Annotated in this window: 12 protein-coding genes and 1 pseudogene; 2 read left to right on the top strand and 11 right to left on the bottom strand. The window is 41.9% G+C overall.

Features of this window, described 5'->3' with window-relative positions:
* The 10 genes from infB to polA all read right to left on the bottom strand — a co-directional run.
* On the bottom strand, window positions 1-2,413 hold a 2,413-nt coding region (infB, locus tag E7204_RS06205; RefSeq protein ID WP_295182838.1), incomplete at its 3' end, for a translation initiation factor IF-2.
* A gap of 17 nt (window positions 2,414-2,430) precedes the next feature.
* Window positions 2,431-2,736 carry a ribosomal L7Ae/L30e/S12e/Gadd45 family protein gene (locus tag E7204_RS06200; protein WP_021841405.1) on the bottom strand — a complete coding sequence of 102 codons (306 nt, stop codon included), beginning with the start codon at window positions 2,734-2,736 and terminating at the stop codon, window positions 2,431-2,433.
* 4 nt (window positions 2,737-2,740) lie between these two features.
* Window positions 2,741-3,016 (bottom strand): YlxR family protein, encoded by a 276-nt coding sequence (locus tag E7204_RS06195; RefSeq protein WP_021841406.1) that lies wholly within the window; start codon window positions 3,014-3,016, stop codon window positions 2,741-2,743.
* Window positions 3,016-4,104: a transcription termination factor NusA gene (gene nusA, locus E7204_RS06190; protein ID WP_021841407.1), complete on the bottom strand. Its 1,089-nt coding sequence runs from the start codon at window positions 4,102-4,104 to the stop codon at window positions 3,016-3,018. Before nusA ends, E7204_RS06195 begins: the two co-directional genes overlap by 1 nt.
* Before the next feature lie 40 nt (window positions 4,105-4,144).
* Window positions 4,145-4,603 carry a ribosome maturation factor RimP gene (gene rimP / locus E7204_RS06185; protein WP_021841408.1) on the bottom strand — a complete coding sequence of 153 codons (459 nt, stop codon included), beginning with the start codon at window positions 4,601-4,603 and terminating at the stop codon, window positions 4,145-4,147.
* Window positions 4,604-4,793: 190 nt separating this feature from the next.
* Window positions 4,794-5,453 carry a hypothetical protein gene (locus E7204_RS06180; RefSeq protein WP_295182834.1) on the bottom strand — a complete coding sequence of 220 codons (660 nt, stop codon included), beginning with the start codon at window positions 5,451-5,453 and terminating at the stop codon, window positions 4,794-4,796.
* A 29-nt stretch (window positions 5,454-5,482) separates the two neighbouring features.
* A complete protein-coding gene (locus E7204_RS06175; protein ID WP_127058918.1) occupies window positions 5,483-6,052 on the bottom strand; it encodes a lytic transglycosylase domain-containing protein in 570 nt (189 codons plus the stop codon).
* Window positions 6,049-6,663 (bottom strand): dephospho-CoA kinase, encoded by a 615-nt coding sequence (gene coaE, locus E7204_RS06170; RefSeq protein ID WP_295182831.1) that lies wholly within the window; start codon window positions 6,661-6,663, stop codon window positions 6,049-6,051. Before coaE ends, E7204_RS06175 begins: the two co-directional genes overlap by 4 nt.
* 31 nt (window positions 6,664-6,694) lie before the next feature.
* Window positions 6,695-7,519 (bottom strand): bifunctional DNA-formamidopyrimidine glycosylase/DNA-(apurinic or apyrimidinic site) lyase, encoded by an 825-nt coding sequence (gene mutM / locus E7204_RS06165; RefSeq protein WP_295182829.1) that lies wholly within the window; start codon window positions 7,517-7,519, stop codon window positions 6,695-6,697.
* Window positions 7,520-7,625: 106 nt separating this feature from the next.
* On the bottom strand, window positions 7,626-10,268 hold the full coding sequence (polA, locus tag E7204_RS06160; protein WP_295182827.1) for a DNA polymerase I: 2,643 nt from the start codon (window positions 10,266-10,268) through the stop codon (window positions 7,626-7,628).
* Between the two features lie 300 nt (window positions 10,269-10,568).
* Between polA and rpsT the strand changes: the two genes are divergently transcribed.
* Window positions 10,569-10,829: a 30S ribosomal protein S20 gene (gene rpsT / locus E7204_RS06155; protein ID WP_006556889.1), complete on the top strand. Its 261-nt coding sequence runs from the start codon at window positions 10,569-10,571 to the stop codon at window positions 10,827-10,829.
* A gap of 248 nt (window positions 10,830-11,077) precedes the next feature.
* Window positions 11,078-11,336 (top strand): annotated as a pseudogene (locus tag E7204_RS06150) (IS256 family transposase); the annotation flags it as partial.
* A 447-nt stretch (window positions 11,337-11,783) separates the two neighbouring features.
* Here E7204_RS06150 and E7204_RS06145 read toward each other — a convergent pair.
* A complete protein-coding gene (locus E7204_RS06145; protein WP_295182824.1) occupies window positions 11,784-12,377 on the bottom strand; it encodes a hypothetical protein in 594 nt (197 codons plus the stop codon).
* Window positions 12,378-12,488 lie beyond the last annotated feature (111 nt).

The raw sequence follows: 12,488 nt of genomic DNA, 5'->3' as shown, positions 1-12,488 counted from the left end.
ATTTGTTCGTAATCACACCTTCAGTCACATAGGAACCGGCCACAATCGCTTTCGGTGTGGAAATAACCTGGCGCACTTCCGCACGGCCCAAGATAACTTCCTTGAATTCAGGTGTTAACATACCGCGCATAGCGCTTTCCACGTCGTTGATGGCGTCGTAAATAACGCGATACGTACGAAGGTCAACACTTTCTTTTTCAGCCGCTTTACGAACCACTGCATCAGGACGAACATTAAAACCGATAATAATAGCATTCGATGCGGATGCGAGCATAACGTCGGATTCGTTGATGGCACCTACCGCCGCATGGACGATAACGATACGAACTTCCGGATTCTTAATTGCTTCCAAAGATTGACGCAATGCTTCTACGGAGCCTTGAACGTCTGCTTTAATAATAATATTTAAGTCTTTTAATTCACCTTGTTGAATCTGATTAAAGATATCGTCCAAGGTAACTTTATGGCTCGTACCCATTTCAGCTAAACGTTGTTTTTCCACACGTTTTTCGGCAATTACACGAGCTTCGTTGTCATCAACGGCATTCATGATTTCACCAGCCTGCGGAACATCGGATAAACCGAGAACTTCCACCGGCATGGATGGACGAGCTACTTTTACTTTTTCACCGCGTTCATTCGTCATAGCACGAACTTTACCGTATGCTACGCCGGCAATGATGTTGTCGCCAACGCGGAGGCTACCTTTTTGTACCAATACAGTACATACAGGACCACGGCCCTTATCGAGTTTAGCTTCGATAACAACGCCCTGCGCATTACGATTAGGGTTAGCTTTTAATTCCATAACTTCCGCTACGAGCAAGATATTTTCGAGCAAATCATCAATACCTTGACGCTGTTTAGCGGATACAGGAACCATGATTACATCGCCGCCCCATTCTTCAGGCAATAAACCGTGTTCAGCCAACTGCTGTTTAACATGGTCAGGGTTGGCACCCGGTTTATCCATCTTGTTAATGGCTACGATAATAGGCACATTAGCGGATTTCGCATGGTTAATCGCTTCGATGGTCTGCGGCATTACACCGTCATCGGCAGCTACTACCAATACGGCAATATCCGTAGACTGAGCACCGCGCAAACGCATAGCCGTAAACGCTTCATGGCCCGGCGTATCCAAGAAGGTAATCTTGTTGCCTTTATAGCGAACCATATACGCACCGATATGCTGCGTAATGCCGCCTGCTTCGGATGCGGTTACGTTAGTTTGACGAATTACGTCCAATAAGGAAGTTTTACCATGGTCAACGTGACCCATAATAGTAACAACCGGCGGACGTGGCTGTAAGCTTTCCGGCGAATCTTCCACTTCTACGATTTCCGTCGGATCTTCTTCCGGTGCTGCTTCGGAAACGGTTACACCGAATTCTTCCGCTACGATGGACGCCGTATCAAAGTCGATTTCCTGGTTGATGGTCGCCATAACGCCTAATAACATTAATTTTTTGATGATTTCACTCACTTCACGGCCCATAGCTTCCGCTAATTCTTTAACCGTTAAGGTCTGGCCGATTTCAATGTGAGTAGCAATCATAGCTTCTGCTTTACGTTTTTCTTCTTCTTTGTGCTGGCGATTCTGTTCATTACGCTGTTTTACGCGATTTTTGCTCTTCGCCAAAGAAGTGGACAATAAGGACTGTGGACGGTTTCCGCCACGGTTTTTCTTGTCCTTTTTATTGCGACGGTCATTGTTATTATCGCGACCACCGTCACGATTGTTGCGACCTTCTTTATTGCTGTTGCGATTGTCGCGATTGTTTTTACGATCATTATGATCGTTGCGATTACGGTCTTGATGTTCGTTGCGATTGCCGCCCTCGTTTTTCTTATCGCCGTGACGATTATTGCGGTCATTACGGTCTTGACCTTTGTTGTCTTGACGACGATTATCCTGGTTGCGGTTATCCTGACGCTGTTCTTGACGATTACCGTGTTTTTGGTTCTGCTGATTGCGAGAATCCTGACGGCCCTCATTATTACGATTGCCATCATTATTACGGTTACCGTTATTTCCTTTATTCGTGTTAGGCTTCTGACCTTGTTCGGCACGACGGGCTTCTTGTTTATGAGCCGGTTTCTGACCGTCAGATTGCTTTGCCTCACCTTTAGGGGCTTCGGATTTATGAGCGTCTGCTTTTTTAGGTTCCGCTTTTTTATGACTTTCTTTAGCTGCCGGTTTAGCACTTATTTCAGCAGCCTTTACAGGCGCTTCTTTTGGTGCCTGAGCACTGCGGTTTTTAAAATGTTTGGTAACAAGTTCAATACCTGCATCATCCAAACCGCTGGCCGGAGTTTTTGACTCATAACCGTTACGGCTTAAAAAGTCTATAATCTGTTTATTTTCTACATTTAGTTCTTTACTTAAATCACGTATTCTTTTTTTTGACATCTGCATGCCCCCTCAAATCAATTATCTATTTCTTTGAGCATTGCCTTCGCAAATCCCACATCATTTACAAGTACAATAGCTCTTTGTTCTTTGCCGATGGCATGACCCAATTCCGCTTTTGTCAAAACATTTCTAAGCGGAACATCATATTGCTGAGCTAACCATATATATTTCTCCGCATTATTCTTAGCACAATCAGTTGCCAGCAAGGCTAAGGGAACATTCCCCCGTTTAATTGCTTTCTCCGCTACAAAATCGCCGGATAACAATTTACCTGCTCGCTGTGCCATGCCTAATAAATTCTTAAATTTCGTTTCGTTCATTTGCTTATTCAGCCTCGTTAAGCCCTAATTCAGCTTTCAGATTTTCATAAATATCAGCTGATACGGCTCGTTTTAAGGACCGTTCCAAGCGCTTCGCTTTATAAGCAGTCTCAAAGCATTCCGCTTTCGGTTCGATATAAGCACCGCGACCGGCCGCTTTGCCGGTTCTATCTATAGCAATCGTACCTTCCGGTGAGGCTACGATGCGCAGCATCTCTTTCTTATTACGCAACTCGCCACAACCTACACAGATACGCATAGGAGGTGTTTTTTTCTTCATTACGCTTCACCGTCACCTTCAAGCAATTCATTAGCAGCCGTTTCCGGTTCTACTTCATCTGCTTGTGTTTCGCTCTTAATATCGATTTTCCAGTTTGTCAATTTAGCAGCCAAACGCGCATTCTGACCTGCTTTACCGATAGCCAAAGACAATTGGTAATCCGGTACAATAACGCGAGATGTTTTTTCTTCTTCGTTTACATCTACGGAAATTACTTTAGCAGGGCTCAAAGAGTTGGCAATATAAACAGCCGGATCTTCATCCCATTTTACGATATCAATTTTTTCATCGTTTAACTCATCCACAATGTTCTGAACGCGCTGACCTTTAGGACCTACGCAAGCGCCAACCGCATCAATCGTTTCATCACGAGATACTACGGCAATTTTAGAGCGCATGCCCGGTTCGCGAGCAACGGATTTCAATTCGATAACACCTTCATAAATTTCAGGCACTTCTAATTCGAAAAGGCGTTTTAACAGGCCCGGATGAGTACGGCTGATCATAATCTGAGGACCTTTGGTGGTCTTTTTAACTTCTACGATGTAGCATTTAATGCGATCGCCTGCTTTGTATGTTTCCGTCGGAATCTGTTCAGCCGGTGGTAAAATGGCTTCTGTTTTGCCAAGGTCAACGAATACATTGCGACCTTCAACGCGCTGTACAAGGCCGGTGATGATATCACCTTCACGGCTGAAATATTCTTCGTACACAATGCTGCGTTCCGCTTCTTTAAGACGTTGAATCAACATTTGCTTAGCCGTATGAGCAGCGCTACGTCCGAAGTTCTTAGGTGTTACATCAACTTCTACAATGTCGCCCACTTCAAAACGCATATCCCGTTGTTGAGCTTCGGCGAGAGAAATTTCTTTCTCTGCGTCCTCAACTTCAGCAACTACGGTTTTCTTGGCAAAAACCTTATATTCACCGCTCTCACGGTTTAATTCTACATAGGCGTCCTGATTGGAACCCGGCTCCTTACGGTAAGCCTGCAGCAATGATGCCTCCAAGGACTCAAACACCACTTCCGGCGATACACCCTTCTGCTTTGTTAACACCATAACTGCCTGTACTAATTCTTGACTCACTTATTATTCCTCCAATATTTTCTGTTTTAGTTTTTTATCTTTAAAATTCAAAATGCAAACGAATCTGTGCAATAGCACTTCGTTCTAACACGATTGGGTTTTCCCCGACTTGAATCGTAATCGTCTCATCGGTAAACTCACCCAGCGCTCCGGTAAATTGCTTCTTCCCATCTACCGGCTTAAACAACTGTACATCAACGTCGGCGCCTTGATAACGAACAAAGTCTTTGTCTTTTTTCAAAACACGATCCAGTCCCGGTGAAGATACTTCCAATAAATAATTTTCTTTAATCGGATCTTTAGCATCCAACACTTCGCTCAGCTTCTCGCTGACAATCTGACAATCATCAAGATCGACTCCGCCCGGCTTATCTAAATATACACGCAAATACCAATCCCGTTCGCGCACATATTCCACATCCACCAGTTCCATCTCTGTGCCCTCAATAATCCCTTCCACTATTGAGGATACAAATTCTTCCACGGCTTCTCTTTTCATGGTCATCGCCTCCTTCATTTTGATGTAACACCTGTAATATGACTCACATCGTATTTGCCAAGCACTTGCCTGTTTGTACGCCTGTATAGTGTTTTACTATAAAGTAAAGAGTGAGCCAAGGCCCACTCTTTTAAAAAAGCTTATTTCGAATCACGTATATTATATCATGAACACTGCCAAAACACAAATACTATAAACGATTTTGCAAGTCCGTAAGCACTCTTACAAGCTCACTTTCCAGTTTTGCTTCCAATTCCGGTAATGTCTTTGCGTCGAGGTCATGGTTAATCTCCGGATAATTGTGTCGCCGAAGCTCTGCAAAAAACTCATCACGCAGTACATTGTAGAAAAGCAACAGCCCCGACGTATCATCCATTATGCGATATTCCCCGATAATGTACGAGCCGTTAATCATGCACACCCCATTACTTGGGGCAATATCCCGCACAAAAGGACTTACCTGTTGAGGTAAAAACTCTTCATAAGCCCAGTCAGCAAGGCCTTTGTGTTTATATGCATACGTAAACATTTTTTGAGGCTCGATTAACCGCTCGGTGAGACCTTGCTCAGCGCGCTCTTTCAGCACTGCCTCAAACTCCTCCCAAGAACCGCGAATAAAGTTAATATCCGTAAAAGAGAAAAGCGGCATCACTACATGAACTATATAATCGTCAACTTCCTTATCATACAAGGCTTCCCAACGCCATCCCAGTTCATTTTCATAATGAAAAAAGCGATAATACAAGTCTTCTGCCGTCGTATCGATTACCAGTTTAAAATCGCCCAAAGTATTCGGCAACCATGAAAAATCATAGGTGCGTTCCTTACATTCTGCAATTACATCTGCCATCTGAAATAATCCTTCCTCTTGATTTAATACTATTGATTGTCATCCATAGCGTATAGAGACTCGTATTTTTCCTGATTTTTTAAAACCGCCGTAACATACTCACGAGTCTCCGCAAACGGGATTTGCTCAATATCGTCGAAGTCGTCGCCCCAACCGTATTGGCTCATCCATTCTTCCACGTGACCACGACCGGCATTATACGCAGCCAAGGCCAAAATTTTATTGCCTTTAAATTCATTCAGTAAATACGCTAAATACCATGTCCCCAGCTTAATATTAGTATCCGGTTCTTTAATATCATTATCGGTCAACTTTGGTTCATTCATTTGTTCCGCAATCCAGTGCGCCGTGTCCGGCATGAGTTGCATAAGCCCCAAAGCGCCCGGTGCCGATTCGGCATGTTCATTGAACTTACTCTCCGCCAGAATTACCCCCGCGACTAACGAATAGGGAATCTTATTGGCCCTGGCCGCTGCATGTACAGTGGCACTATGTTCTAAAGGATACGCATAGGTGCGCGCCAGATACGGTTCGCCCACAGCGAAATAGTACCAGCCTAAAATTACGAGGCACCATGCTAAGAATGTAGAGCCTTTCATGCATCCTCCTCAGTAAAAACATGTCCTTTTGCTTGCCATAATTGTTCTAACTGCGCCGCTAAATCAGCCAAAGTGCCATTATTATCAATCACAACATGACTATAGTTTTTCTTCTCCGCTAGCGGCATTTGACTGGCAATACGAGCTTTTGCTTCTTCTAAGGTATACCCGTTACGTTCCTGCAAACGAGCCGTCTGAACATCTTCGTTGATAGCTACGAGCCACACTTCATCCATTTCCTTATACCAATTGGTTTCAATGAGTAAGGGAATATCATAGATAACAGCCTTATAGCCTTCTTTGGCAAAATTTTCAGCTAATTCGTCAATGCGTTGTTTAATGAAGCTGTGTAAAATTTCGTTGGTACGCTTCCGTTTGGCTTCATCGTTAAAAATAATACTGCCCAACTTCGGACGATCAAGCGTGCCTTCCGGTGTAAGAATTTCATCACTGAATTCTGCCACCAAAGCCTTTAGGCCCGGCGTGCCCGGTTCAACAACTTCACGCGCTACTATATCCGCATCAATAATAGGTGCTCCTTTATCTCGAAGCCAGTTGGATACGGTACTTTTCCCGGACGCAATACCGCCGGTTAACCCAATCTTATACATCGTTACTCCCGATAATGTAATAAAAATAATCTTAATGTTGGCAATGTCCGCAAAATACGGTATGACGTCCTCGCAAGGTCATATCCTGGAGCGTCCGTTTACAGCGAACACAGGGCTTACCGCCTCGTCCATACACCAATAAATGTTCCTGATTTTGCCCTTTACCGCCCGCTCCGTTTTTATAATCACGAAAACTGGTACCGCCATTGGCCAGACTGTCACGCAACACTTTGCGTAAAGCTCGGTGCAAAGCCTTCGTCTCTGCTTCGCTTAAAGAATCAGCTGGTCTGGTCGGCATAACATGGGCCAAAAACAAAGCTTCGTCGGCATAAATATTGCCGATACCGGCTACAAATTGCTGTCCCAGTAAGAACGGCTTTATCGGCATAGAACTACGCCGTGTCAACTCATATAGTTTACCACTTGTGAAAGCTCGACTCAATGGTTCAACGCCCATATTCAGATACGCTTTTAAATCTATCTCTTTCTCCGACTCAAACACATAGAGCGCCCCTAGCGTACGCACATCGCCGTACGCCAGCATGGTACCGTCGGTAAAATGAAACAGAATGCGGTCAAAACGCTCTACCTCAGCACTTGGCCGATAGATTAATCGCCCCGTCAATTTCAAATGAATAATTAACTGTAAATCAGAATTTTGCCAAGTAATGATTAAATATTTACCGCGCCGTTTTACAGCCTCAATAGTCTGTCCGGTAATGAGCGCTCCCGCCACATCAGCCGGGCAATTACGCCACATGCGCGGTAACAAAGAATCAACCGAGGCGACCGTTTTACCTGCTGCGTGTTCATGGATATATTCTTTTATGAGTTCCACTTCCGGTAATTCCGGCATTCGTTTCACCTCTTAACCAATTATAGAGTGATTATTGTATAGGCCTATACACCTATATAAACGTTTGAGCTTTTAATTTGGCTCAGATTTTGTTCAAAATTTTCTATTATTTTACATCAGCCCAATTTGTAGCGCTATGCACATCCACGATGAGCGGTACTTTTAATTCCACTACACTGTCCATGATATCCGCCAACAGTTTCATAACCGCTTCTTCTTCATCTTTTACAACTTCCAATACAAGTTCGTCATGTACCTGTAACAAAAGACGAGATTTAAAGCCGTCAGCTTCTAAGCGCTGCTCCACCTGATTCATGGCCAATTTAATAATATCCGCCGCACTACCCTGGATTGGCGTATTCATAGCCGTACGTTCCGCAAAGGAGCGACGATTAAAGTTACGACTGTTAATATCCGGTAAAGAACGGACCCGGCCGAACATGGTGCGAACCATGCCGGTTTCATGAGCTTCCGCCACCATATTGTCCATATATTCCTTAACTTTAGGATAACGGTGGAAATATAGTTCAATATAATCTTTCGCTTCACCGCGGGTAATCCCTAAATCACGGGACAAACCGAAATCACTGATACCGTAAATAATACCGAAGTTAACCGCTTTGGCATGGGAACGTTCAGTCGGCGTAACGTCTTCAATTGCTTTACCGAGCACTTCAGCTGCCGTAAAACGGTGAATATCTTCACCATCCATAAAGGCTTTAATGAGAGCCGGATCCTCCGACAAATGTGCCAAAATACGAAGTTCAATCTGCGAATAGTCCGCACTCACCAAGGTATCGTAGCCTTTACCCGGCAAGAACAACGCTCTAATCTCACGCCCTTTTTCCGTACGAACCGGAATATTCTGTAAATTAGGGTCTGAACTGCTGAGGCGACCCGTAGCCGTTACCATCTGATTAAACGTACTGTGAATGCGTTCCGTTTTTTTATCGATTAACGGTTTCAAACCTTCCAAATAAGTAGAAATCAATTTAACTACCGTACGATATTTCAAAATGAGTTCAATAATCGGATGGTCATTGCGGAGCATATCGAGCACTTCCGCATTGGTGGAGTAACCCGTTTTCGTCTTTTTCAAAACAGGTAAATTTAATTTTTCAAAGAGAATAACACCCAACTGTTTCGGCGAATTAATGTTAAACTCTTCCCCGGCCTCTTTATAAATGGCATCGCGTAATTCGTTAGCTTCCGCTTCGAAGCGAGTTTGGGTTTCTTCTAAAGCGACTTTATCAATGTAAATACCATTCTTTTCCATAACGAGCAAAGTATGTACGAGCGGTAATTCAATGGTTTTATATAAATCCCAAAGACCATTATCCTTGACCACTTCCTGCGCCACCGACTGCATGGTAAGTAAAGCCTGAGCCGTTGCCGCAGATTCATTGGCATCACCCGTAGCCGGCACTGCCGGTGCACTGAATCGTTCGGTCAAGTAGGAAATACCATAATTGGTACGCGTCGGATCCGCCAAATAAGCCATCAAGGTTAAATCCCAAATTCTCGGTTCACCGTCACCTGTAAATAAAGGCATGGTACCCGGTCTTGCTTCACCCGTCACTTCGAGGAGTAACTTACTGTCTTCCGTCGCTATCGTAGCCGCATCCTTTAGCATAGCCGGCAACAATTCGGCGAACTTAGCATGACCGCCGTCTAAACGAGCTACCGTTTCACCGTTCGCCACATACAATTCATCAATAGTACGGAATGGATGGGCACCACCGGCTTTAACCACAATACCTAAATCTTTATTTTTGTAAAAATCAGGTGTAATTGCTTCAATACCTGCAATTTCCAATTTAGAAGCCGTTGGTGATTCGGCAAAATCCGCAAATAAGGAGTCGCTATCAACCGGTGTTGGCGCCGTAATCCCCATCGCCTTAATGAGACGCGGCGTTACGCTGTGAAAACCTAAACGGTCAAAGAGCGGCACAATTTCCGTTTCATGAGCAGAGGTCACAAAATCGGAAGCTTTATAGTCTAAATCCATATCGGTTTTAATAGTCGCTAATGTGCGCGACAAGAAAGCCAATTCTTTATTGTCGGCCAATTTTTCTTTTAATTTCCCCTTAATGGAATCAATATTATCGTAAACGCCTTCTAAGGTACCATATTCATTAAGAAGTTTAAGAGCCGTTTTTTCACCAACGCCGGGCACACCGGGAATATTATCGGAGCTGTCCCCCATGAGGGCCTTCATGTCGATAACCATGTCAGGGCCATAGCCGTATTCGTCTGCCATATTATCGGGACGAACTTCGAGCATATCGCTGATACCCTTTTTAGTTAAATAAACCGTGCTGTGCTCATCAACGAGCTGCAAACTGTCGCGGTCACCGGTGATGATATAAACCGCCGTATCCTTATTGCCCAATTTTTTGCTTAAAGAGCCGATAATATCGTCCCCTTCATAGCCTTCTTCTTCGATAACGGTAATGCCGAGTGCCTCTAACACTTCACGAATAAGGCCAAACTGTGGACGCAAATCATCCGGTGCATTTGGTCGATTGCCTTTGTAGTCCGCATAAAGCTCCGTACGGAACGTTTCTTTGCCCTTATCAAAAGCTACCGCCACATAATCAGGATGTAAATCATTATATAGTTTAACAAGCATTGTCAAAAAACCGTACACCGCATTGGTCGGCACGCCCAGCGCATTACTGAGCGGCGGCAACGCAAAAAATGCACGGTACAACAAACTGCTGCCATCTATAATCATTAATTTTTTCATAAAGCACCTCTTTACCATGGACATCGACTTTATAGCTTATATGTTATATACCTTATAGGTCATACGTATTCAAAGGCCATACCTTCTTTGGCTATAGGTTTTCAAAGGTTATACCTTCCTATTCTATACGTTTTCAAAATTTAGCTGTATAATATATAGTCTAAACTAATGTTCAACATATCTGAAACTATTATATCATAAATATAAGGCAAAACTAATCTTTATAAGGTATTGCACAACAATACGCACTGTGCTATAATTATTCAGGTATATTATTGTAATCATAAGGAGGTGACTCAATTGCCAAATATCAAATCCAGTATTAGAAGCGTAAAAACGGACGCTGAACGTCGTGCGAAAAACTCCGCTGTGAAATCTCAAATTCGTACAGCTACACGCAAAACGGTTGAAGCTGTAGAAGCAGGCGCAGTAGAAGATGCTAAAAAAGCACTTGTTCAAGCTACTAGCGTAATTGATAAAGCAGCCTCCAAAGGCGTTCTTCATAAAAACACAGCAGCTCGCAAGAAATCTAACTTAACGGCTAAAGTGAATGCTCTATAAGAGATAAAAAAATATCCCTCCGGGAGGCTTGGTTTTACATTCGTAAAAAGACCCTCCCGGAGGGATATTTTTTTATTAAAATCCTCTTATTTAGAGCAATCTAGGCCTATAGGACATTTTGAGTTGTTTTTTATACCGATGAGACTAGTATTTATCTACTCTTATCGGTCTTTTAAACTTTTTATTAGATTTTAAAGGGTGGACACAATGAGTTGGTAAAAAGTCTGAAACCCCTTGTTGTATAAGGACTACATAAGATTTTATATTTCTAAAAACCTATGTTAAAATAAAAAAGGCGTTTAAAAACAATGCAATCTATGCTTGTATTAATTAAATCCGGTATCTTTTTTACTTACCTAGTAGGACAAATTAGACTGTAAGTGTTCATCTAGTAATAACCGTATTGAAGGCGGTATAAATGCTCAATTAAAAGCTATGTTATGTAACCATCTAGGGATAAATATTGAAAGATGAATAAAAGTAGCTTTCTGGTGGTGCTATTGTTAGGGTGATTTTCATTTCTCAGATCCATATCCTAACTATCTTTGGGATTAAATTACCAACTCAAAATGTCCTATAACCCGCAATCTACACTTCACCGTTAAGTAACCGGCGGTGAATCAGAGATTATTCTAAGCCTATACTTTTTAATTTAAAACAAGGATATTTCCCTCATCATTTGGAGAAATATCCTTATTTTTCTTTATGTATCCCACGGTGTTCTACTCTTAGCTTTACCAGTGTCTTTTGCCCCATCAAAGGCTTTTTTCGCTCTATATGCTTCTAAGGCCTGTAATACGTCATTATCTCGATTCTTGGCCTGATTTTTATAACGAATACCTTCATTAATGATGGATATAACTTGTCAGGCTACGCTAATAACGAAACCAGATTGGGATTCATTGTTTTTTATATGTTCCATACCGGTTCACAATCAAGCATCAATTAATCATTTTAAACTAAATAAAAAATCAAAATCCAAATGACTGTAATTCGAATTAATCGTTTGTCAATTTTCTTTTTATTCATTTTCCACCATAAATTATAGTCACCATTATATCCCGCTTCGACTTTATAATTAATACTCTTTAAATACCATTTAGCTATGATATCGCCTATGAAAAATACGAATATAATTAGCAACACCCAATAAGCTCTTTCAAATAAATTTAAATATAAACGAGTTTCAGTAAAAACATCTAAATTAAAATAATTATAAACCTTAACGGCTATAATAGATTCATATCGAATTATTACATTATTAATTTTTCGACTTAATAAACTCGTATTATGAAATAAATAAACTAATGTGCCATGATCCCAATAAACAATAGCCATATTAGTGAAAATAAACGCCGAAATCCGACCCGACAACTTTTGAAATATGGTTTGATTCTTTACTAAAAAATATACATTTAAAAAAAATAACAAGAAAAAATTGGTAAATATTTCCCATTGTCTATCTATTAACATATACATATAAAATAGTAATAAGGCAACAAGTAAAATAAGTTTTATGCGCGTTGTCTTAAATGTCAGAAAAGACATACGTTTCCTCCCAATTTCTACAGCCAATCAATCTATCTAATAATTGATTATAGTTATTAAAAACTATTTTTTACATTGCTATTAATCATTGTTAATATTTCCTTCATCACT

It is taken from the genome of Veillonella sp. (genome assembly GCF_015058545.1).
Lineage (GTDB): Bacteria > Bacillota > Negativicutes > Veillonellales > Veillonellaceae > Veillonella_A.
Note: the sequence above shows the minus strand (reverse complement) of the source record. Positions and strands in the feature narration are given on the sequence as shown.